Origin of the sequence: Anaerocolumna sp. (genome assembly GCF_032079385.1) — a bacterium.
In the GTDB taxonomy this organism is placed as follows: Bacteria; Bacillota; Clostridia; order Lachnospirales; family Lachnospiraceae; genus Anaerocolumna.
Window position 1 is genome coordinate 33,328 of sequence record NZ_DAMAUC010000028.1, and the last position, 25,350, is coordinate 58,677.

Consider the following 25,350-nt stretch of genomic DNA (forward strand, 5'->3'; position numbering starts at 1 on the left):
ATGGATTTAAATGTTTACACTTATTTGGCTATAGCTTTATTACTCGGTTTGCTTTCAAGCAAATTAATGAAAAAAATTCACCTTCCTAATGTTACGGGATATCTAATTATTGGCTTAATAACCGGGCCTTATTGTTTAAACTTATTACCTTTAGAGGTTATTGAAAGTTTTTCTATTATTCCTGAAATTGCCCTTGGATTTATTGCATTTTCTATCGGAGCTGAATTTAAGTTATCCTATTTAAAAAAAGTTGGAAAAACACCAATTATAATAGCTATAACTGAGGCATTTGGCGCAGTATTATTTGTTGATACTATTTTAATTGCAACAGGAAATGAAGTGGCATTTTCCATTGTATTAGGTGCAATTGCAGCGGCCACTGCACCAGCAGCAACCTTGATGGTTGTAAGACAGTACAAAGCAAAAGGGCCGGTAACTGATACGTTACTTCCCGTAGTTGCTATAGACGACGCCGTAGCACTTATGGCATTTGGTTTATCAGTAGCTATTGCGAAAACCATTGATTCCAAAGAAGCGGTTTCTTTAACTGCAACAATACTGGAACCAGTAATTGAAATAGTAGGTGCCTTAATTTTTGGTGCAATCCTTGGTGTTATTATAAAATATCTTACAGGATGGTTTACAGGGCGCGGAAATCGCCTGTCTGTTACATTTGCAATGGTTTTGCTCTGTATAGGTATTTCCAATATGGTTGGTTTTTCAGCATTATTAGCCTGTATGGCAATGAGTGCAGTTTATGTAAATATTTCTAATGTTAGCAATATCGTCTTTGAACAGACAGACAGAGTAACACCGCCAATCTTTATGTTATTTTTCTTTATATCCGGAGCAGAACTTGACATAAGTATTCTACCAACAGTTGGTTTCATTGGCGCTTTATATATAATTTTCCGTATGATTGGAAAAGTTTTAGGTGCTGCATTGGGAGCTAAAATATCCAAAGCTGAATATGTAGTTAAGAAATATTTAGGATACACGTTAATTGCTCAAGCAGGAGTTGCTATCGGTCTTGCATCTGTTGCCATGACTGTTGTACCTGAATATGGTAATCAAATTAAAACAATTACTTTATGTGGTACTGTTATATATGAATTAATAGGGCCGGTAATTACTAAGATAGCACTTAAAAAAGCTGGCGAAATTAAATAGCTTTTTTAATAAATATAATACCCCTGTTTTGTTATGTCTATATACAGAACAAGGGTACTAATAAGTAAAGGATTTCTATATGTTTTACTTCTATATTAAGAAAGAATCATTCTATCGTTTGCAAATTCACCACCGCTTGCATTTTCGAATTTGGCTAATAAATCTGCTACTTTCAGATTTTTCTTTTCTTCTCCGGAAACATCATATATAATTTTCCCTTCATGCATCATGATTAAGCGGTTTCCATACTGAATTGCATTCTTCATATTATGGGTTACCATTAATGCAGTAAGGTTATTGCTTTCTACAATATGTTCTGTTATTTCCAGTACTTTATTGGCGGTTTTAGGATCCAGAGCCGCCGTATGTTCATCCAATAATAACAGCTTTGGCTTTTGTAAAGTAGCCATAAGCAAAGTTAGTGCCTGCCTTTGTCCGCCGGATAAAAGTCCAACTTTGGATGTTAATCTTGTCTCTAATCCTAAATCCAGAATTTTTAAAGCCTCTGTATATTTTGTTTTTTCTTCCTTGGAGATTCCCCATTTTAAGCCTCGCCCTTTTCCTCTACGGAAAGCAAGGGCAAGATTTTCCTGAATCTCCATATTGGCGGCAGTTCCCATCATAGGGTCCTGAAATACTCTGCCTAAATATTTTGCTCTTTCGTATTCCGGCATTCCGGTTATATTGATTCCATCTAATATGATGTTGCCAGCATCAGGTACATGTACACCTGCGATCATATTTAACATAGTTGATTTGCCGGCACCGTTACCCCCAATAATGGTCACAAAATCAGAAGGATTCAGATGTAAACTTAATCCCTTTAAAACTCTTTTTTCATTGATGGTTCCAGGATTAAATGTTTTATATACATTTTCTATTCTAAGCATTAGTCTTCCTCCTGTATCACTACAACTTTTTTCTTTCTAATCACCGGGATAGAAAGGGCTATGGCAACAACAATTGCAGTTAAAAGTTTTAAATCACTGGTATCTAATCCTATATATAGCACAATTGCAATTATAATACGGTATATGATAGAACCTACTATAATGGCTATTAATTTGTGAGCAAAAGATATCTTTTTGTGAAATATCACTTCACCAATAATAATAGAGGCCAGACCAATTACAATCGCTCCAACTCCCATGGTTACATCTGCGTATCCCTGGCTTTGTGCAACCAAAGCTCCGGATAAAGCAATAAGTCCATTACTAACTACCAATCCTATGATAATGTATTTATTGGTGTTTCCACCCTGTGCCCTCACCATTGCTTCATTATTACCAGTAGCTCGAATAGCGCAGCCAATCTCTGTCCCAAAGAACCAATATAGAAATACAATCATAAGAGCAGAGAATAAAACACCTAGTACTATGACAACTAAAATCTGCAAGGTGGAATCTTTCATGCCTAACTCTTTTGCCGGTGGTAATAAATCTTTTATCATTGTAATAATCGTTCTTTTATCACGTAAAAACGGTGTATTGGATTGACCCATAATTCTTAAATTTATAGAATATAATGAAATCATAGTCAAAATACCTGCTAAAATGGAAGGTATCTTTAATTTTGTATGTAGCAACCCGGTTATAGCACCTGCCGCCATTCCAGCCAGTGTTGCTACAATCAGGCTTAAAAACGGATTCCAGTTAAATCCTGCCACTAATAATGCACAAACGCTTCCTCCCGTTGCAAAACTTCCTTCACAAGTCATATCTGCAAAGTTTAATATACGAAATGTAATATATATTCCAAATGCTAAAATAGCCCAGAATAATCCTTGGGACATTCCGCTTAATATTGACAGTAATAAGTTCATATTTGCCTCTTTTCTGCAGCTATCATACCGCTTTATTTTGTATCTCTTATATTCTAAAATCATCTTGTTATTGTTTTATTTCTATAAGACGGCGAAAAAAGACTTTGCAATGCAAAATCTTTTTTCAATCCAATATATAATTTATTGAACCAAGTTCTATTTAATTCTGCTTGTTTTAGGCTTCTGCTTGTTTTAATCTTCCGTTTATTTTAAGCTTCCATTTATTTTAAGCTTCCATTTATCTTAAGTCTGGGGGAATTTCAATACCAAGCTGTTTAGCAACTTCTTCATTAATTGTCAATTCACAATTTTCTTCGGCCAGATATCCAATTGGCATGTCTTCTGTTGCTTTTCCCTCAATAATTTGAACTGCCTGCTGACCGGTTAATTTACCAAGTTCATAATAATCTATTCCGTATGTAGCCAATCCACCTGCTTCTACCATACCTTTTTCACCGCAGATAATCGGAAGCTCATTGGTATTTGCAACCATGGCAACAGTTGGCATTGCCTTTGCAATTAAATTGTCCGTAGGAGCATAAATCGCCTCCACTTTTCCAATTAAAGATTCCACAACTTGTTGTATTTCGTTTGTATTGGATACGGTGGCATCTAGGGTTTCCAGTCCAAATTCTGCTGCGGCATCTCTTGCCATTTGTGCCTGTACTTTAGAATTGGTTTCACTTGATGTATATAAAATGGCAACTTTTTTAGCATTAGGTAGTAATTGTGTCAATAATTCAAATTGTTTTCGAACCGGAGTTAAATCAGAAGTTCCAGATATATTTCCTCCAGGTACTTCATTGGATTCTACCAAACCTGCATCATAGGGATCTGTAACAGCTGTTACTAATACCGGTATATCTTTCGTAGCATTTGCAACTGCTTGTGCAGAAGGTGTTGCAATTGCCAATATTAAATCATTGTTATCATTTACTAATTTAGTAGCAATGGTATTGGTATTGGATTGATCTCCCTGGGCATTTTGATAATCTATCTTTATCTTTTCACCGTCAACATATCCGGCTTCTGCCAACGCATCCACAAAGCCTTTATAAGATGCATCCAATGCAGCATGTTCTACATACTGGCTTACACCTATATTGAATACCCCATCTTTCTTACCGCAGCCTGTTAGTGCTGTACCAATTAATCCTAAGACTGATAAAATTACCAATGCTTTATTCCCTTTTTTCATAATAACCTCGATTCTAGCGCTTTAGCGCTTCTTAATAACCATAGCAAATTGTGTTCCAGGACAATTTGCCGGGTTGAAAACTTGTTTTCAACCTAACCTCGATTCTGGTGCTTTAGCACCTTTTAATTAGGACAGCAACTTTGTTCAACAGCACAACCGTTATTATCCCAATATCCTTATCTTTAGCACATAGCCGCTTTAAAGCTTTAGTGCTTTCACTTAATAAAGTGTACTATAAAAATTTATTTTTGTCAATTCCTTTTTCGGCAATTAAGTTTTACTTAAGCCATTGTTTTATTCCGATTTATTTTTGTTTCAAATAGGAAACTGATATGTTATAATGGATAGGCAAATTGCTATACTCTATATACATATAAATAGAAAGAAGGTATAACTTGACTGAAGAAATTAATAATCTAAATACAGACTTAAAAGAATTATTTGTAGAATCAAAATTTGATAAAATGCAAGAAGTTCTTGATAATATAGCAGATAGTACTGTTGTAGAAATAACCCTGTATAATTACGATATTATAAAAAAATATTATGAAACACAACGATATAACTTACTTGCCCAGTTTATTAAATTTGTGGCATATTCCAGTTTCTTATGTGAATATTCCGTTAAACGTCAAATAATAAGCAACGATGAATACGAAAAAATGTATGAAATATTTACAAGTATCTATCTTAAAATTAAAGAAGAAAAAGAATAGTCAGTTCAATTATAAAAACAAAGATATCTCCTGTCTGTTATGGGAGATATCTTTGTTATTTCAGGAATGTTCTCTCTTTGAAAATTCTTTTACATTCTATACCACTTCCATATGAATGAAAAAATTCTTTTAAGCCAAAGATAACTACACCATATCAATATTGTAGTATTTACGCACGGTTTTCTAAGGATATAAAGATTGTGTTAAGGTTTCTTAATATCAATTGTAATCCCAAAATTAAAGTAGTATAATCCACATTTGTTTTCTAAGTTAAGGCATAACTTTTTTACATTATAGAAAGAAGGATTGGTGAAAATTGAGTAGTAAAGACATGGCTTCAAATGCAAAAGAATTAATATTTAAACTTCCTGTTATTGAAGTTTATAAGGCACTTGGAACAAATCCGGAGGGCCTTTCACACACGGAAGCAGAAGAAAGGCAGAAAAAACAGGGTAAGAATTTAATTGAAGAAAAGAAGAAAAAATCTTCGCTGCTAATCTTTCTTAGTAACTTTACCCACTTAATGGCGATTTTATTATGGATTGGTGGTACCGTGGCGATTTTCGCGGATATGCCCCAGTTAGGTATTGCTATTTTCATGGTAACTATCATTAATGGTGTTTTTAGCTTTTGGCAGGAGCATCGATTTGTGCTTTAGAATAATAGTTTACGGCAGCTTTTTAATTGTGAATTTTTTGTGAAATTAGCACTCACCTCTTGACAGCGCTAATTTTAGATGTTATATTACATATAGAACAAATAGAATAAAACTTATGAATTAGCAAGCTTCATAAATAAATTTCAAGGAGGAATGTATATGTTATTACCAAGACTTTTTAATGACAAATTTGTAGACAATGTTTTCGATGATATGTTTTCTTTTCCATCCGCTTTCAACGTATCTTCTTCCAGATGGATGAGCACCAATGTAAAAGACCTGGGAAGCGATTATCAACTTGAGGTTGAATTGCCGGGTTATAAGAAAGAAGATATACAGGCGCAATTAAACAATGGTTATTTGACAATAGCTGCGGATAAACAATCTTCCACTGAAGTAAAAGATGAAAAAGGAAAATATATTCGCAAAGAAAGTTATAGCGGTAAATGCCAGAGAAGCTTTTACGTAGGTGAAGGCTTAAAAGAAGAAGATTTTAAAGCTTCCTTTAAGGATGGTATTTTATCCGTTGTATTCCCAAAGGAAAATAACCAAAATAATATAGAAGAACAGAAATATATCCCTATTGAATAATAAGAACTTTTAATAATCTCCTATAAGAAAGGGCTGTTGCAAACTTTGCAGCAGCCCTTTTTTTATGCAGTTATCCTTTTCGAGAAAAGATTTTATCAATATGTATTTTTAATCTATGATTTTCAGCCTTTGTAATCAGCGTATTATTTTGTCTTAGTCTCTTTTTTAGCATCAGCCGCTTTATTTGTGTTAACAGCTACTATAGATTGCTTTGCTTTCTTTGGCATTAATACATAACTTCCACCTTTTTGAATATTCATTTCAATAAATCCGCCTTTACTAATTACTAAGGACGAAGTTGTTGTTTCTTCTAATCGGAAGTCATACAGATTCTTGCCAATGGAAGCTTTTTCGTTAAACAGGTATACATATACCTTATCTCCGTCCACAAATCCTTTTTGGTTACCAACATAAACCTTAACTTTTGCTGTTACAGGAAGATCGCCTTTTTGTTTCAATTCCAGAACAAGACCTCTGTGTTTTGCATTGTCAGGTATTGTGGAGTTAATTAGGTTGAATATCTTATTTCGTTTATTTGGTTGTAATATTTCTAATGATACATTTACATCCTCTAATACTTCTTTTGATTTGCCTAATTCTTTACCATCAAAAGTTATGGAGTAAATTTCTTGTTTCTTATCATCAGTTACTACAACACGAATTGTTTGCTTTTGTTTTCTGGCTTCATTGATAATATCTTTTCCTAAGATAATTTCATTAAATATAATCTTATCCTGGGAAGTGATTTCTTCTGGGATTGGAATTGTTATATTTACTTCATTCACTTTCTTGTCTTTTAATAATGCGGTCAATTTTGAAGTATTCATTCCAACGGATACGTTAACTTTTACTTTTCCGCCTAATGTCTTAAACTGTTCCATTATATATTCCGGAAGAATGTTTAATGTTACCATGGCTTTATTATCTTTTACGGAAGATGCAGAGATTCCTGCTTCAATAAACATTTCTCTCTTAATATCCTCTTTCTTTTCACCTTTTGTAATAACCATTCTTAAAGTAGAACCAGTTTTTCTATCCGCTATTCTGGTTTCTGTAATGGTCTCTAATACTTTGTTCGTCTTTCTGTCCATAATTACTTTCGTAATTTCTTGTACTTGATTGCCTTTACTGTCTACGGATGTTTTCGTGGTTATAGTTTCATGTTTTGTTCCATCTTCACTAACGTTTTGTTCTACCGAAACATTACTTTCAACTCCTGTTCCACTTGGCGGGTTAACTGGAGGAACTCCTGGATCTGTTGGGTCAGTTGGTTTGGTTATAACGATTTCGGCACGGTCACGTACACGAATTCTAACACCTTCCTTATCCATGGAAGCTAAACCGATTGCTGTAACCATATCACCTGCTTTAAGATTTGTTGTTTGATCCTTACCAGTTGAGCTTATAATATAATCATTAATAAATACCCGGATGGAAACTCCGCTTTCATCCTTAACTATAAAGGAAGATACCAAATCTTTCACTTTTTCTACTTTGGTTACTTTACCCTGAACTTTGATTAACTTACCGCCTGTCTTGTCATAATTAGCGGCATCTGCTGTAGTAACCAGTTCCGGTTTAATCAGATTAATTTCAGGATCCATTAGGTCTTCTTCAAAAGCGATTAATACCAGATCATTTTCGTGTGCATTTAATTTACCTGTAATTCTAATCTTTTGACCAAGTTTTACATTATCAAGAACAAGAATACTTACACTAATTCCACCAGTTGTATCCTGGATATAAATGATATCAGCAAATGTATTACCCACCTTTGTTCCTGCTGTTACATAGCCTTCAACGGTATATACTTCATCCACTTTACCCTCACGAACTTCTGCTATATCTGTGATTCTAACAGGTGGAATCTCATCTAATACAATTTCAGCACGGTCACGTACACGAATTCTAACACCTTCTGTATCCATGGAAGCTAAACCGATTGCCGTAACCATATCTCCTTCTTTAAGTTCGGTTGTAGGGTCATAACCAGTTGAACTTAAGATATATCCATTAATAAATACTCGGATAGAAACTCCATTTTCACCTTTCACCATAAAGGAAGTTACAGCATCTTCTACTCTTTCCACTCTTGTTACTTCACCATAAACTTTAATTAATTTACCGCCGGTCTTCTTATAATTAGCAGCATCTGCTATAGTTACCAAATCCGGCTCCATTAATTTAATCTCAGAACCGATTATTTCTTCTTCAGAAGCCGTTAATACCCAGTCATTTTCAACTACATTTAATTTACCTGTAATTCTTATCTTTTGACCAAGTTTGATTTCAAACTTATCAAGAAGTAGTGTATTTACACTGATACCACCGGTTGCGTCCTGCACATAAATAATATCAGCGAAAGCATTACCAGCTTTTGTTCCTGCTGTTACATAGCCTTCAACGGTATATACTTCATCCACTTTACCCTCACGAACTTCTGCTATATCTGTGATTCTAACAGGTGGAATCTCATCTAATACAATTTCAGCACGGTCACGTACACGAATTCTAACACCTTCTGTATCCATGGAAGATAAGCCAATTGCTGAAACTACGTCACCTTCTTTAAGTTTGGTTGTAGAGTCATTACCAGTTGAACTTAAGATATATCCGTTAATAAATACTCGGATTGGAACTCCACTTTCGTCTTCTACCATAAAGTAAGATACAGTTCCCTCTACTCTTTCTACTTTTGTTACTTTACCGTGAACTTTAATTAATTTTCCGCCTGACTTTTCATAGTTTGCAGCATCAGCAGTAGTTACTAATTCCGGCTCAATCAAGTTAATATTAGTATCTATTACAGAAGCAATCATAACCATTAATTCCATATCATTTTCATATTCAGCTAAAGTACCTGTAACTCTTACTTTTTGGCCTAATTTAATACCAGGCTCATTAATAGGGAAGATATCCATACCGCCAGTTGCATCCTGAATATAAATGGTATCAAAGAACGCATTACCGGTTTCTGTGCCTGCCGTTACATAACCTTCTATAGTATATACTTCACCCAGTTTTCCTTTACGGGCCTCTGATATTGGTGTAATGGTAATATCCTTTTTGGATTTCTTTAATGCATTTAGTACAATATTATAGTTTGAATTTTGTAAGTCACCGAAGTTATCTAATTCAGCCTGCACCTCAAAGTTAGACATGAATACGGAACCGCCAACAAGTAAGAAACCGCCGCCATCTAATTGCTCACTGGCTAATGCTACTACATTACCCATAGTTTGCGGAACATAATTTCCATCATAACTTGTGATGTTTTTCGTTTCCGTTGTTGAGTGACCTTTTACCAGCCATTGTACTTTTCCTGAGGTTACTGCTGCAGGATCAAGGATTACGGAGCAGCCTTTATAGAAACTGTACTTCTGACCTTCTACTACTTCGTTTAAGAATTCAGAATTCATATTAAAGTTTGTAAAATGTAATCTGTATTCCTGACCGCTATTAGTTGTAAAGTCTGTTCCTTCATCGCTGTTAATTCTGGTGGTAGACCCGATACCAGCTAATAATTTGTTTATCTGAGTAGAAGCTTGTGTTCCTATTTCGCTGGATCTGTCTTCTCTATCAGATATACCACAGATTATTACATTTCCGCCCTTATCTGCATAATCTTTCACCATGGCAATAAATTCATTACTAAATGGAGAAACCACTACAGGTTTGTTTTCATAGTTAAAATGTCCTGACCATCTTGCAGGCACTGATATAATTAACATACCTGCATCTTCAAGCATTTCAGGTGTAATCTTATCTGTAACCACTTGAACCTGTATCATTTCTTCCGCTGCAATTTTTATTAAGTTACCCATGTTATTTGAATAATAGCCATATACATAATCATTGAAATGAGTACCATCCACGATAACTTTAGTTACCACACTAGGATCCTGGAAGTCTATTTTCACTACATCCGTAAATACTTTTTCTACTCCGTCCATAGTTGCATATAGCTTCACATCAATATTTACACTGCCCGCAACAGGACTGGTGTATTTAATCGTTGCTTTTCCCTGTCCTAAGGATGAAACTGCTTCTAAACCGGTTAGCGTCTGAATCACTTTTCCACCAATAGAATACTCTAATTTATTAATTATTAAAGGCAGGGATTCATTGTTGTAATAGGATGTGGTTATTTCAATTTCTTCATTTTTCATACACAATTCTTTATTTACTTCAGATTTGGAAATACCACATTTTTCTACATTTCCAACCCATACAGGGGCAGTTACTGCTATGTCCTTATCCGCCTGTATAATTCTGATAAAGTAATAAGAATAGTTAGAAGGTATGGTGAATTCTACGGTTTCCTCATGTGTTGTTACATTCTTACTGTCTACTACCATTCCACCGTTTACAACTACTTCTACCTTGCCGATTGCTTCTTTATCCGGATCGTTAATATCCACAGATATGTTAACCGGTCCCTCCGTGTCACTAACGATGCTTCCCATAATACTGTTATTTAAGGTATAGACAATATTTAAATTATTATCTTCTGATGAATATACTCTTCTGTTGCGTACAGCATCATAAATTGATTCTTCCGTTAATTCAGAAGCTAATACAACTGTCCTTGCCGTATTGGCATCTCCCCATTTGCCTTTATGATTATCCTGATTGTTGGCAGGAGCTATATGCCATCCCTTATCCAAAGCACGTACATAATACTCATAGGATGGGAAATATCCGCTTCCGCGAACAGGGCCTTCTCCATTACCAACTTCAATTAAGTTAACCAGATTATCAACGCCGGGATCCCAATATGAAAAATCACCGAAATCACCAAAAGTTTTTCCCGGATGATTAAACATAGACATGGACTGTGGCTGCGTCTTTAATGCATCAAAATATGTCTTTAATGCTGTTGTAGTCTTAAATGGAGCGTTATTACGGTTTTCAAAGCCCGGTGTATTAAACGTATTCATATGTCCAATACTTCCGCCTGACCAGGTCATTTCATATCCATAAATTCCTACGAAATCATCTACTTCTTTTGTTATGTCTGCTGCAGCTTTCTTTCCTCTATTCCATTTTGTACTCTTGCTGGCATCAGCGATATTGTTAGTACCTGCAACATCCTCAAGCCAGTTAGAGTGATCTGTAATTGCTAGAAAGTCTATGTTCTTAGCTTTCTTAGCCGCATAATCAAAAGCATCTTCTACTTCACCGGCACCGTCAGATAAATTAGTATGTGCATGAAGCTGTCCGAAGTAAATGTTATATTCTTGTTTACCTACATAGAAGCTCCATGTATAGGTAAGTGATTTTGTATCTTTACGGGTAATGGTTATTTCAACTTTGTGGGTTCCCTCTGTAAGATTTGTGAGAGGGTTATAAGTTGCTGTGTATACATCTCCTGATTTTGTTAGTTCATGGGCAATAACAGCCGAATCTAATTTCATAGCAACATTCGGTTCTTCCCCTGCATTATCAAAGGAGGCAATAATGGAAGGTTTAAACTCTCCTTCACCTGTATTGGAACCATCTGCCGGTAATACACTAAGTATCCGAGGCAAATCTACAATCGATTTCTCAAGGCTTACCGTACTTACATTAGGCGGTTCCACCGTATCCGTTGCTGTAAAGTTAAGAACTAATTTCGTGCCTGTTAGTTCTGCTGCCGGAATAGTATACTCATATTGCCCAGCTGCCTTTTCTGTTAAAATTACATCTTTTGTTGTTACTCCATCCGCTATATAGGTTAGCTTAACTTCCTTAACACCGGTATTATCAGTAACAACTACAACCACACGATAGTCCTTGCCTTTTTGAACATCTTTCAAATTATCTGTATTTATTGCAGGACCAAATTTATCTGTAGCTTTCGTTACATGTGCTTTGTCAGCTACTCTTAGTTGATAATTATTGAATTGTCCAATAACTCCAATAACGTTAATAACATCTCCTGTAACAATACCATCTAATGCCGGCATCTTATATATGTTCAATGTTTTGCCTTCAGTAGATGTAATTGGAGTATCACCGCTTGTATTAATAGTTCCAAGAGTAACTCCCTCAAAACGTACTCTCTGGGATTCTAACCCTTCAAAACCTGCCGCATCTAATTTATTTAAGTCTACCAGTTTTGGTTCCGGAAGAGGCTTGGCATCTCCTACTTTAGCCGCCGACATTTTTGTAACTTCCAATAATCCGTTGTATTCTGTTAATTCACCGGTTACTGTTAATTCTTTACCAATTGCAACACCGGAGGGCTTTGATACTCCGCCGCTGAAATAAGCATCTATTCCGGCAGTATTATCCTGCATAAATACATTGTTACCATCAATAAATGTAACAACACCGGTTACTGTTACTTTTTTATCTGGAACCTTAGGATCTGCAAAGATTGCTCTTGCTTCCGCAATACTGGTTTTGCCATCCCCTATTGTATAGGTAAATGTGCTGGTTATACCTTGTATTCCGTCCTTCTTTGCATACACTTCAACCGTGGTTTTTTCAGTAATTGCAAATGGTGCTTTATATTCTGTAAGGGTTCCACCATTTAATTTATACCAAATAGCTGCACCTTCTGTTATACAGGCTAATGTGATTTTTGTTCCACTTGTTACTTCGCCACTGCTTGGTGTAGCTGTAACTTCTGCCACTGCAGGGCTGCTGACCCATATAATATCAGATGGTTTAACCACTATGAGCTGATATCCACCAATTCCGCTTGTAGAAAACTGTGACATTATGGCAATTACATCAACGGTATCACCTTTTTTAGCCGTAGCCGGTATTGGTGTCTTATAGATATACATTGTGTTGGTGCCGTCTGAGATCTCTGTATTGCCTTCTGTATTGATTTCTCCAAGTACTACATTATTAATTCTGATTAATTCAGCTTCATATTCTTCTGAATTAGCAACCGCTTCAGCAAGGGTTAATACTTGTGGCTCCGGCAATACAGATACTGCTGGACTTCCATTTAACACTGCATTATTTAATTGAAGAAGACCATTGTATGTAGATACTGAACCAAAGACAACAATTTCATCGCCTTGTTTGAAAGTCTGATCTGCTGCAAATCTTGCTACAATTCCTGCTGTAGAGTCTTGTATATATACGCTCTTTCTATCTACATAAGTAACAACACCTTTAACCAGATAATTGGTTCCTTCGCTTCCTGCTCTGGCTGTAGTTATGGGAACTATATTATTTTCACTTTGTATGGTATAGGTCAGTGTACCATTATAGGCATTTTTACCCTCTGCTTCTGCCATTACATAAATCGTAATCTGTTGTTCTTTAGTATTTAAAGTAATTTTATCAGAATAAGCTATCCAAGAATCCTCTTCATTGAATCTATAGAATATGGAAGCCCCTTCTGTTGGACAGGAAAGTGTTATTTCCTGAGTTTCAGATATCATACTGCCGCTAGGTGGAAATCCTATTACTGGGGCCACATCATTGTTGCCTGTGCCGCCATCCATGGTGTGGGAACCTAGGTAAGTAAATGTATCTATTGGATATGTATCCCATTCGCTAAAGGAAAATGTAGTGCTTCCTTTTATGATGGATGACTTACGTACCAAGGTTTTATCTGCATAATCGTTAATGCGGACTCCAACTTCACCAATAACGTCTATTGGAATATTATTTTTACGCAATTCCAGTGCATCATCACCGTTAAAATTTGCAACTTGAGAAGATAGATTTCCAACATTCTTAATCGCCTGAACTGAACTGGAATTATATATTACATAAGTTTTACCGTTTTCCAGTATCCCTGTCAAATTGGCTGTATTGGTTGGGGTCGTTGCTCCATTCGCATAAAGAAGAACAGAATATCCGGATAAATTAACATCCGCACCTGTACCATTGTATAACTCTATTGCCTTATTATTACTGCTGCCCTCAATATACTCTGAGAAGAATAAATCCTCTGCTCCTCCCATTAATAGCTTATTGGCTGATTCTTCTTTAATAATATATGTAAATTCTGTATCCAGACTTCTAATACTTTCATCTTCCGTAGAATAAGTGTATGCCGTAACAGTAGCACTGTCATCTTCGCTGCTAATACCATTCTCTTCTAAAGTAAATGGTCTATCATAGAACTTTTCAGGTCCATCATTTACTTTAAAACTAATTGCAGCACCTGTAACAGTTGCCGTAGTATCAAGCTCTATGGGAGTAGAAATTGTTATTTCACTTCCATCTGATACATTAGCAATAATCCTGCTGTCTGTTACAGCAGCAGAAGATTCCGTTTCCAATGTTACCGGGGAACCCTCTGCTAAAACATGTTGTGGAGTTGCAGCTGTAAATAATGTGGATAGTACCATCATCACAGCAAGAATTTGCGAAATCCACTTACGTTTCACTTTGTTCATGCTTTTCATTTCCTTTATCCTCCTTACATTATATAGTAAAACATCGGGAAGCAGTTCGAAATGCTTTGACGCATCCCCCAACACATCCAGCTATTTCATTTTGCCTCCTAATGTTAGTACTTAAGATGAAAGATACTTTAAAATCATAAACTATTCATAAAAATAGATGAAAAAAAGAGAGCGTAACTGTATAAGCCACACCCTCTATGGGAATGACCCCTTTTATCATGATAGTATTCTTTTAATACTACCAAATACTTCTTATACAAAATGAATCAAGTAAAAAAGAACTATAATTAGAAAATTATAGTTATCGTTCTTATTCATACCACTCTTTTGTATAAAAATCTTAATGATAAAAGGGGGATGTAAAATTAATTTGTTTTATTTATATTACCATATTCGTCCATGAAAATCAATAGTATTTTGTTATTCTCAAAACATTTTAATATTCAATTTGTTGCTTTATTAACATTTTTAATAAATTTGATTGTATTATCACATTTCTTATGTATATTAACTAGCAATATTATGTTTTTATTCATGTTTGGGTCTATATCCTAATTTTATATTTACTGAAGCACAAAGATAAATGCAATTATCACTGGGTTTTTATAAGAAAATACAAAATTGTCCAATAATATATATCATTTAAAAATGAGAATTTATTCGTATCTACACCAAATCTAATCCCATTTATAATTGTCATTAACATTCTTACTTAACGAAGTACCTATACTGTATTCAATCTTTTATCGTAACGTTCCAATTTAAATTTTAGACATTATTAAAATTTTATATGTTGTTCTTTTAACTAAATGACTTAAATATTGCAGAATTCATTAATTATTAGCGAGTTTTACCTTTGTTATTGACATAATTTTATATAAAATATATAATTATAGTTGTTGGAACGTTCTTATTTTCTGGTTTTATTACGATATATTATTTATTATGTTATAGATACATTGTTTGGCTCAAATCAATATATTTTAAATGGAGGGATTAAATGAAAAGATCTAAATTGATTGCAGTAGTACTATTTATACCTTTCATAATATGCTTAATTATTTACTCAAACGGAGGTAAAAAAATGAATGCAAAATCTAAAATAGTTTTCTTCGAGTTAGGTTCAAAGGGCAATTCCACATTAGTTAAGACTGTAGACAATAAAGGAAATCCTATTTATGGAATCATTGATGGTGGTAAACCCATCAACTACACGAAACAAATAGAACCATATTTAACAGAGAATAAAATAAGTAAAATCCATTTTGTAATTGTTTCTCATATGCATGATGATCATGTGGGAGGTATAGATAAATTGCTTCAATCGGATTTTGTTGATAATGAAACCACCTTATATTTAAAGCTCACGCCAAAATCAGAGCATCTTACTAACTATGCCAAACTTAAGGAGATGAATATAGGTGTTATTGAACCCCTTTCTGTACCTGATAATGTAAAGAATAATAATGAGGTTATGAGTTCTCCCGATTCTATTTTCCAGACACAAATTAAATATTATTCAAAAGCAGATGGAAACTATGCGAATACTAATATGAGCAATAACATTTCTTTCGGTGAGTTTACTATTACAATCTACAATGGAGTTGATTGGAATACCCATGATGTAGTTAACGAAGACTGGGATGAAAATGTGAACTCACTTACCTGTTTACTAGAACGAAAGGATTCAAAAGGTGCCGTGCAGCGAATTTATCTTAGTGCTGATTTGGGTGAAAACAGTGGTGAAAACTCAACGGATGGAAGAGAACAATACAGTATGGTAATTGGCGAGAGAATATCTCAAATTGTTGGACAAGTTGATATATATCAGGTTGCACATCACGGTTTTTACTTTTCTATGAATGAAGAAACCGCTAGAAATCTTAATTTCAAATATGCAATCGTTACAAATAGTTATAATGAAATCGCCTATAAAGGAATTGCTAAATTTCAGAAAAAGTATCCTTCTATTTCCGAAACCGAGGCCTTAGATATTGGTACAAATACGCTGAAAGCATTATTTTCAAGCGAAGATTTGGTTAAAGTACTGTTTGCAGATGGTGAAAATTATGGTACCGGATTTACTGCTTACGAATTAATCAAAGAATTACAGCCTTCTAACGGATATGTATTAACTGATAAAGAGGGATATATAAAGAATGGAAACATTATTGTTGAATTCGGATCTGATATTAAGGTATCTCAATAGTTCAAACTTCTTAACAAAGGAGCACCGTAATAAAAATTATTAAATCAGATCTAAAAAGAGATTTTTCCTCTATGCTTAAATACAATAATGACCTGCAAATATACTATTGAATGTATATTTGCAGGTCATTATAGTCTTCCATATGGGGTAAGTAATAAATAGCTGTTACTGATATTAGATAAGTTCGAACCATGCTTATCATATTAATTTAAAACCCACTTTTTTATAGCATATGCAACTCCATCTTCGTCATTGCTAAGGGTTACTGCATCTGCTATATTTTTCAATTCTTCTGAAGCATTTTTCATGGCCACTCCTAAGCCTGCAACCTCGATCATAGAATAATCATTATCACTGTCACCACAAGCCATCAACTCTTCCCTCTTCAATCCAAGGTAATTTGCAAGTGCCAGTAATCCATTGCCTTTATTACCTCCCTTACGATTTAACTCCAAATTTTGCGGTAGGGAACTACTTACTTCAATAAATGGAATCTGAAGGAGTTCCTGCTTTGCTTTCATACGTTTTTTGGAATCCGCAAATAACAAGTTCATCTTGGCTGATTCTGCATTGTTTTGTAAAAGTAAATTTCGAATATTATCTGTTTCTTTTCGAGTTTGTCTCATTAGTGCTATACGTTCCGGTGTCTGGGTATAGTTAGGCAATTTTATAAATATTTTGCGTTCCATATAAAGTTCACCATCAATAGCACAATCCGGAAGAGCATCAAACTTTTGTATAAAGTCCCAAAGCTTTACTGCTTCTTCCCTGCTATAAACACATTGATGAATTTTCTTATTTGTCCGCATATTTACCACCATAGCACCATTTAACGTTAATGCATAACGAACAAAAGGGAGATTTGCTATTTTATCCGGTATCCCTGATGCAGAACGTCCCGTTGACGGAACAATATGTACTCCCTTTTTCGCTGCTTTTTTCAGAATGTTTATTGTATAATCTGTCAGATCCTTTGCTGAATTTAATAAAGTACCATCTAAATCCACTGCAATTAATCGAATTCCCATATTTATTCTATTCCTTTTCTTTTATTTACCTAGTGATAACAAATAACGTCCTACTTCTGCAGCAAATCTTGCAGTCTGATCCTTCAATCCATCCGGCATATAATTGTTTGTCTTAATTTCGTACACAAGGTCACCTTCATATCCTATCTCTTCCAATACTTTCATTACCCTCTCCCAGGAAATCGTCCCTTCAAAAGGTAACAAATGTTCATCTTTGTCCCCATGATTGTCATTAATATGCAATGCTTTTATGCGCTTTCCTACTTCTTTCATAGGAGCTACAGGGTCTATATAGATACGATTCGCATGTCCGGTATCCCAGCAGATGCCTACCCTTTCATCATGATAGGAATCAACTAATCCAATCAATTCATTCGCAGTAGCTCCAAACCGGCGGCTATTATCCCTGTCCGCCATATTCTCAAATGCAATTCCCACCTTTACTTTCGTTGCCAGTTCAACTACCTCATCAAATATCTCATGATTTAAAGCAAGATCCGCCTCAAAATTGTATTCTGTTTTTACACACTCTGTTACTGGATGCAGGACAGCCCATTTAACTCCTAACATTCCACTAATAACAATTGATCGGCGGGTAATTTCCTTAAAAAATTCTTCTTCCTCCTCTGTTTTAAAATATCCATATTTATTGGGACGATAGGGTGGATGGGATTGAACAAATTCAATACCCAGTTTTTCTGCCTCCTCACGGATTTTATCTGCCTCTTTCATCCAGTCATCACTATTAAGTTCTGTTTTTCTGCGCAGCATGGCGCACATATTAAAATCCTGTACATCAAATCCTGCTGCTTTGCACCGTCTCATGGAATCAATATAGCTCATAAACTCATCTGTTCCCCGCTGTTCACGGAATAAGCTGGTCATTGTTGCAATACGCATACTATTACCTTATATATAATAAAGTTTATTATATCTTTACCTTTCTTATTTTAATTTGAATACAATATCTATAGCTGTATAAGCCGTAGATGCTAAGGATAAGATGAGGCTTTCGCTTTCATGCTGCGATGGCCTCATCTTAGACTTATTTATAGTTTCTTATTGTTGTTTTTGCTCTTAAATTTTTGGTCTTTTTTCTTGTTCTTATTTTCTTAGTCTTATTTTCCTAATCTTATTTTCTAGTCTTACTTTCTTAGTCTTATTTTCCTAGTCTTATTTTCTAGTCTTATTTTCTAGTCTTATTTTCTTATTTCTTGGTCTTATTTTCTTAGCCATTTTCTTAGCTTATTTTCTGTCTTACTCATAGTTATCATCGCTTGGTAGTTGGATTTCTTATTGATTTGCGCTTAAATAATCCTCAAGCTTCTGAGTTGAACCAGCATCGCAATTTTTTATAGTCGTTTCTAAATCTTGTGAGCCGTCACTGAACTTAATAATTTCATCCTGTATAAGAGTATCCGTATCTGAAAAAGCTGGAATCCATGGCTCAGTGTAATCTGTAAAGCCTGCAGAATGCTCTATAATTGTATCAATAATTTCATACTGTGGATAATTCTTTACTCTTTCTACCACTTCCGGCATATCAAATGCTGCTGTATTCATAGGATAATATCCGGTACCGGCATACCATTTAGCTGAAGCCTCAGGTGTAGCTAAATATTTAAAGAAATCCCAGGTACCAAGGATTGAGTCCTGATTGCCTCTATTAAACATATACAGTGCAGAACCACCAATTCCTGTGGCTGCAGAACCCTTATCATCTACCCGTACAATTTCAGCAACTCCCAGGTCCATAGTTCCGGTATCTACTGCCTTTTGTATAACACTGGTAAGGGAAGATGTTGAAGCAAACATTATGGAATAATAGCCGGATAGAAAAGCTTCATTCGGTTTTGAATCTGTATATTCTACACCTTTTGTATCTAGCACTGCCTTCCATTCAGTTAGCACTTTCTCTAATGACCCATCCTTAGTCATAGTTATTTCTGTCGGTGTGGCAGAACGTCCGTTATCATTATTAAACATAGCATATTCACTGCCTAAGCTTGGAATCCATGTACCCAGAACAAAGAACCTTAACTGAGTTCCCAAACCATAGCGTTCAATCTTATCCCCTTTACGAACAGTTAGTTTATCAACTGCGTCTGCAAGTTCTGCAATTGTTTTAGGTGGATTCTCCGCATCTAGCCCTGCTTCTTTAAAATGATCTTTGTTGTAATACATCATAATAGAAGATGTTGAAAAGGGGATCCCAAGTAATTTATTATCATAAGTACAATATGCTGCGGAAGCTGCATTAAATGTACTGGTGTCAATGCCATTTGGATCCATATCAATTAAGCTTTGAACCGGGTACATAAACTCGGAATCTTTAACATCAAATATACCCTTTGAACTAAGCTGCACAATATCCGGTATATTATCTATGTCTTTGGCCTGGAGAGCAGCTGCTAACTTCGTTGAGAAATCTTCATAAGAACCCTGGTATATTGCATCGACCTCAATACCTTTTTCAGCACCGGGACCTGCATTGTAATCATCAACTATTTCCTTTAAAATAATTTCTTTATCGCCGGATACGGAATGCCAGAAAGTTACCTTTGCTGGCTTTGATGGTGTAAGATTTGTTTCACCCCCTTCTTTTATCTGCTGCTCAAGATTTTCTGTTGTTGCCTTCACATCCTCTGGTTCCTTCTTGGTATCCTTTGATGATGATTTACAGCCCGTTAAAGAAGTCACCAATAGTACCGTTACCAGTAGACCTGATAAAATTTTACCCTTTAGTTTCATAAATCCTTCTCTCCTTTTTAAAATTATTCTCATCCGTATAAAACGGAATTACGAGCAAATTTAGCCTTTCACCGCTCCACTTGATATACCGCGAACCATATTTCTCTGACTAATGGCAAACAGGATAATCATAGGAATGAGGATAATCCCTATTCCTGCAAAAATATGTCCTTTCGCATTGGAATCCGAGTTGGAAAGCATGGTTATACCAACCTGTACAGTTCGCATTTTTTCTTTATTAGTAACAAGAAGAGGCCATAAATATGTATTCCAGACATTAATAAAAGAAGATAGTCCAAGTGCTGTAATTACCGGTTTTGAAACCGGAATACATATTTTAATATAAAATAGAAGATCACCGCAGCCATCTATATATGCCGCGTCACGCAGTGCTCCGGAAATAGTTTTAAAACTTTGCCGGAACATAAAAACCTGGGAAGCAGAAACAAAATATACACATACTATTCCTGCATAGGTATTAAGTAATCCCAGTTTACTAACCATTAAGTAATTGGAAATCAGTAATGCTTCAGAAGGAATCATCATTGTACCAACAATTATAAAGAACAACGCATTCTTCCCCTTAAAATTAAAGAATGCAAACGCATATGCTGCCAAAGTTGAGAACATCAACCGTACTAAAGTAGCTGACAGAGCAATAACGAAAGAGTTAAGCATATAACGTGGAATCAGAGTTTTCGTCACAACATAAATAAAGTTTGACAGGTTTGTAAAAGTTTCAGGTAAAATCCTTGGCGGATAATTATCAAAATTTATATTATCTTTAAATCCACTGCATATTGCATAAAAGAGAGGCAGTACTATAATTAATCCCAAAATTATACTGAGAATTGAAGAAAAATAATATTGGAATTTTTTATACTGACGTGCTTTTTCATTGGCGGTTTTCAATCGTAATTCACTCCTCTCTTTTCATATTTAAAGTTAAATAGCAGGAATACAAATGCAATTAAGAAAGAACATATACTTGCAGTTGAACCAAGTGCGTAATTAGTACTTTTAAAGCCAGTAGAGTAAACATAATAAATCATCGTAGTTGTTGCTCCAAGTGGTCCACCATCGGTCAGTATCATTACCGGCCCTGACATTGTAAGTCCTTTTACCATTTGTGTACATAAGACAAAAAACAATGTAGGTGAAATAACCGGAATCACAATTTTTCTAACTTTCTGCCAATAACTTGCCCCTTCAAGACTGGCTGATTCCAATAATTCTGTAGGTACATTACGGACCGCTGCAAGCAACAGCATAAAATTAAAACCAATACCTGTCCAAATCATTATAAAAACCAAAGCAGGTAAAGCCCATTTTGCATTACTAAGCCAGTCAATAGCTGTGGTATTTTCATATACTCCCAATTTATCAAACAAATAATTAAGCAGCCCCACCCGGCGATGAAGTAATTGCTTAAAGATCAAGCAGGTAGCTGACATAGATACAGCCATAGGAAGAGCAAAACAAGTCTGATAAAATTTAGTCATAAATTTTGCACGGTTTGCAATCAGAGCTAACACTAGAGGACAGATCACTGCCAGAGGCACAAACATTGCTGCAAATTTTAGACTAACTTTAATTGCATTAATAAAATCCGGTCTCCTCCATATATCTATATAGTTATCCAATCCTACAAATTTCGTAATCTCTCCTGCAACATTGACTTTGCTAAGACTAAAAATAAAGGTTTTTATAAATGGAAAATAGGAAAATAATATGGTGAATATTGTAATTGGTGCTAAAAATAAATATGGTTTAAGAATTTTAACCAGTTTCTTTTTATGCCGCACATTATGGCTTGCAATCGAAACTGCCCCAGAATTGTTGTAACTACTACGCATTCAATTTACTCCTTCCAACTAATCACTATCTACTTGAATTCTATTCTGCCTACGTTGCTATTTGCATATTTTTCTATTGGAACGTTCCATAAAACATATTATACTCTTTTTCGACTGGTTGTCAACTGGTTCTGAAAATTTTATTAGTCATATTTTATAATTTTCCTATATTAATGCAATTTTATATGTATATTTTCACCTTATTCTGTAGTATATATAATGTTTTAAAAAGCTATTGACAGTGAAAAGTACATAATATATAATTAAGAGAGATTGGAACGTTTTATTTTTTACAATTTGTATCATACATATTTTTAGGAGGTTTCATTATGTCCGTAACAATTTTAGATGTTGCCAGGGAAGCTGGAGTATCAAAAAGTACTGTATCTTTGGTTATTAATAATTCCGAACGTGTCAAACTGGAAACACAATATAAAGTGCGTCAGGCAATTGAAAAATTAGGTTATACTCCTAATTTGGCAGCGCGGGAATTAACTACCAGCCGTACTCATACTTTGGGGTTGATATTTCTTACATCTAATATGTATCAGAGTCCCTATGCATTTTCTTCTATTTGTGAAACACTTCTATATGATACAAGTAATGGTATTTATTCCGGCTTAAATAATACGGAATATACTCTATTAGTAGAAAGATTCTCTGTTATGGAAGGTTCAGATGCAATACCTGAATTAATAAAAAGCGGCCGTTTAGAAGGTGTTTTCTTAATTGGTGGTTTATTTAATAACCACTTTATTGAAGTACTTCAAAAGCAAGAATTGCCGGTTGTAATCATCGGCCGTCAGCATGAAGGATTTGATTCCATCTCCGTTGACGCTGAGAAAGTTGGATATTTAGGAGCAAAATACCTTTTCCAAAATGGTCACAAGGAAATTGCTTTTATTAATGGTCCTATCACCAGTTCCAACTCCCAGAAAAAGCTAAGTGGTATTCAAAGAGCAATAAGTGAATTTAACATGGATCCTTCTTCTGTCCGTATTATTCATACGAATTATTCAGGCAAAGGCGGATATACTGCACTTCATTCTTTATGGGAAGAAGGAGTTCGCCCTGATGCTGTTTTTGGTGCCAGTGATGGTATTACTTCCGGTGCAATGCGTTTTCTTTATGAAAAAGGAGTTAGAATTCCGGATGATATTTCGGTTTTAGGCTATGAAGATTCGCTTCTCGCAGAATATGCTTCTCCAGCCCTTACGGTTATTGATGCCCATAAAGAGCAAATGGGTAAAGAAGCTTGTTCTGTATTAATAAATCGAATTAATAAGCCTCGTGCCAAAGTTGTAAGTTTAAATATGGAACCCTCTTTGGTTGTTCGAGACTCTGTTCGAGTCCGGTAATTTTTTTCGCATAATTTGGAACGTTCCAAGTTCATTTGGCTATATTTATCTTGTTATTATTACATTAAAATACATTCATAATGAAGCAAGAAAGGAAAAATTGTATGAAAATGAAAACTTATCAATATGATGTTGCTGTTATTGGAGGTGGACCTGCCGGTTTATCTGCTGCACTATCTGCTGCCAGACATGGTTCCAAAGTTATTATTTTAGAACGGAATGATTATCTTGGTGGAAATGCTGTTACTGGGCTTCCGTTTTTAGGATTTCTGGACAAACAAGGGCGGCAGGTGATTGGCGGTATTGCACAGGAGATGATGGATGCATTAACTGAATTAGACATGTGTTCAGGACATAACCGCTGTCCTCTCCACAATTCCGTTACAGTATTTCACCCGGATATTTTTAAAGTAATCGCGATGAAAAAATGCCAGGAAGCAGGTATACATGTTTTACTGCATTGTGAGTTAGTTGATGTGAATATAGAAAACCGTCGTATTACACAAGTGTCCGCTATGGGTAAAGGAATGCGTGCTGATATTAAAGCCTCTGTCTTCATTGACGGAACAGGGGATGGTGATATGGCATACCTTGCCGGCTGCAGCTATGAAAAAGGCCAGGCTGACACCGGACTTATGCAGCCTCCTACATTGATGTTCTCATTATGCGGGTTCAATGAAGAAAGATTTTTTGATTATCTGGAGGAACATCCTGAGGATTTAAAACCTGCTGAATCCATGCAGGTTTCAAAAGGCTATGATGTTCCATATTTTAAAAGCCATCCCAGTTATGTATTCCTTGGTTTGCGTAACAAGTTAGCAACACTAAAAGAAGAAGGTAAAAATCCACTCAGCCGTGACACCTTAATATATATTAATTCAGTAAATCCGGGACAGATTTACGTGAATACCACACGTATTCTTAACTTTGATGGCACCGACCTTGAAGAATTAACACGTGGCGAACAAGAAGGTATGGAACAGATCATGCAGTTAATGAAATTACTAAAGAATGAGATTCCTGGTTTTGAAAACAGTTATATTTCTTCTATTAACCCTACTATGGGTGTAAGAGAAACCCGTCGTTTTTCAGGAGTGAAACGTTTAGTTATTGATGATGTGGTTAAAGGATACATACCTGCCGATACAATTGCGTTAGGTTCCTATAAGGTAGACATTCACAGTGCTACCGATGATTCCACAATTCTAACTGATTTAGAAGGACCTTATGGTATCCCCCTTGGATGTTTAATCAGCAATGAAGTTGATGGACTGCTGCTAAGCGGCCGTAATATATCTATGGATGCTTATTCCCTTGGCAGTGCCCGGGTTATGCCTACCTGTATGGCAATTGGAGAAGCTGCAGGAGTCTGTGCTGCTTTGTCCGTTGAACGAGGTATTTTGCCAAATGAAGTACCATATGAAGATGTGGTTACTCTCCTAAAAGAAGATAACGCTATATTATCAATATAGTACATAATAAAAATGGATGTAAACTGAAAATTAGTACATCATTATAAATTACTATTGTTATTAAATCAAAAGGCGCTAAGGCGCCGGAAACGAGGTTAGTCGAAATAAATTTTCGACCGACAATTTGCGCAAAGGCACAAATTGCTACTATTATCAAAAGG

General features: G+C 35.3%; 16 protein-coding genes. 7 read left to right on the forward strand and 9 right to left on the reverse strand.

Going from position 1 to position 25,350, the window contains the following annotated elements:
* Entirely contained in the window at positions 1-1,170 is a 1,170-nt protein-coding gene (locus RT261_RS17770) for a cation:proton antiporter (RefSeq protein WP_313134439.1), read from the forward strand.
* Between the two features lie 95 nt (positions 1,171-1,265).
* Here the strand turns inward: RT261_RS17770 and RT261_RS17775 are convergent, their stop codons facing one another.
* The 3 genes from RT261_RS17775 to RT261_RS17785 all read right to left on the reverse strand — a co-directional run bounded on the left by RT261_RS17775 (position 1,266) and on the right by RT261_RS17785 (position 4,190).
* Positions 1,266-2,060: an ABC transporter ATP-binding protein gene (locus tag RT261_RS17775; protein ID WP_313134440.1), complete on the reverse strand. Its 795-nt coding sequence runs from the start codon at positions 2,058-2,060 to the stop codon at positions 1,266-1,268.
* A complete protein-coding gene (locus tag RT261_RS17780; RefSeq protein ID WP_313134441.1) occupies positions 2,060-2,992 on the reverse strand; it encodes an ABC transporter permease in 933 nt (310 codons plus the stop codon). The genes RT261_RS17775 and RT261_RS17780 overlap by 1 nt, the downstream gene beginning before the upstream one ends.
* 238 nt (positions 2,993-3,230) lie before the next feature.
* Positions 3,231-4,190 carry an ABC transporter substrate-binding protein gene (locus RT261_RS17785; protein ID WP_313134442.1) on the reverse strand — a complete coding sequence of 320 codons (960 nt, stop codon included), beginning with the start codon at positions 4,188-4,190 and terminating at the stop codon, positions 3,231-3,233.
* A gap of 395 nt (positions 4,191-4,585) precedes the next feature.
* Between RT261_RS17785 and RT261_RS17790 the strand changes: the two genes are divergently transcribed.
* The 3 genes from RT261_RS17790 to RT261_RS17800 all read left to right on the forward strand — a co-directional run bounded on the left by RT261_RS17790 (position 4,586) and on the right by RT261_RS17800 (position 6,155).
* The gene (locus tag RT261_RS17790) at positions 4,586-4,906 is read left to right on the forward strand and encodes a hypothetical protein (RefSeq protein WP_313134443.1); all 321 of its coding nucleotides are present in this window, start codon (positions 4,586-4,588) and stop codon (positions 4,904-4,906) included.
* A gap of 316 nt (positions 4,907-5,222) precedes the next feature.
* Positions 5,223-5,564 (forward strand): cation-transporting P-type ATPase, encoded by a 342-nt coding sequence (locus tag RT261_RS17795; RefSeq protein WP_313134444.1) that lies wholly within the window; start codon positions 5,223-5,225, stop codon positions 5,562-5,564.
* A gap of 159 nt (positions 5,565-5,723) precedes the next feature.
* Positions 5,724-6,155: an Hsp20/alpha crystallin family protein gene (locus RT261_RS17800; protein ID WP_313134445.1), complete on the forward strand. Its 432-nt coding sequence runs from the start codon at positions 5,724-5,726 to the stop codon at positions 6,153-6,155.
* A 143-nt stretch (positions 6,156-6,298) separates the two neighbouring features.
* Here the strand turns inward: RT261_RS17800 and RT261_RS17805 are convergent, their stop codons facing one another.
* Positions 6,299-14,515, reverse strand: a complete 8,217-nt coding sequence (locus tag RT261_RS17805) for a CehA/McbA family metallohydrolase (RefSeq protein WP_313134446.1) — start codon at positions 14,513-14,515, stop codon at positions 6,299-6,301.
* 1,000 nt (positions 14,516-15,515) lie between these two features.
* On the opposite strand from RT261_RS17805, the gene RT261_RS17810 reads away from it, so the two are divergent.
* Positions 15,516-16,724 carry an MBL fold metallo-hydrolase gene (locus RT261_RS17810; protein WP_313134447.1) on the forward strand — a complete coding sequence of 403 codons (1,209 nt, stop codon included), beginning with the start codon at positions 15,516-15,518 and terminating at the stop codon, positions 16,722-16,724.
* A 203-nt stretch (positions 16,725-16,927) separates the two neighbouring features.
* Here RT261_RS17810 and RT261_RS17815 read toward each other — a convergent pair whose 3' ends face one another.
* From RT261_RS17815 to RT261_RS17835, 5 genes are all read right to left on the reverse strand, one after another.
* Positions 16,928-17,752: a Cof-type HAD-IIB family hydrolase gene (locus RT261_RS17815; protein WP_313134448.1), complete on the reverse strand. Its 825-nt coding sequence runs from the start codon at positions 17,750-17,752 to the stop codon at positions 16,928-16,930.
* Positions 17,753-17,773: 21 nt separating this feature from the next.
* A complete protein-coding gene (locus RT261_RS17820) occupies positions 17,774-18,652 on the reverse strand; it encodes a sugar phosphate isomerase/epimerase family protein (protein ID WP_313134449.1) in 879 nt (292 codons plus the stop codon).
* Positions 18,653-19,045: 393 nt separating this feature from the next.
* On the reverse strand, positions 19,046-20,503 hold the full coding sequence (locus tag RT261_RS17825; RefSeq protein WP_313134450.1) for an ABC transporter substrate-binding protein: 1,458 nt from the start codon (positions 20,501-20,503) through the stop codon (positions 19,046-19,048).
* A 60-nt stretch (positions 20,504-20,563) separates the two neighbouring features.
* Positions 20,564-21,415, reverse strand: a complete 852-nt coding sequence (locus RT261_RS17830; protein ID WP_313134451.1) for a carbohydrate ABC transporter permease — start codon at positions 21,413-21,415, stop codon at positions 20,564-20,566.
* Positions 21,412-22,359, reverse strand: a complete 948-nt coding sequence (locus tag RT261_RS17835) for a carbohydrate ABC transporter permease (protein ID WP_313134452.1) — start codon at positions 22,357-22,359, stop codon at positions 21,412-21,414. Before RT261_RS17835 ends, RT261_RS17830 begins: the two co-directional genes overlap by 4 nt.
* Before the next feature lie 329 nt (positions 22,360-22,688).
* Between RT261_RS17835 and RT261_RS17840 the strand changes: the two genes are divergently transcribed.
* A complete protein-coding gene (locus RT261_RS17840) occupies positions 22,689-23,717 on the forward strand; it encodes a LacI family DNA-binding transcriptional regulator (RefSeq protein WP_313134453.1) in 1,029 nt (342 codons plus the stop codon).
* Between the two features lie 104 nt (positions 23,718-23,821).
* Complete coding sequence (locus RT261_RS17845) at positions 23,822-25,189, forward strand: FAD-dependent oxidoreductase (RefSeq protein ID WP_313134454.1); 1,368 nt, start codon at positions 23,822-23,824, stop codon at positions 25,187-25,189.
* The last annotated feature ends 161 nt before the right edge of the window (positions 25,190-25,350 follow it).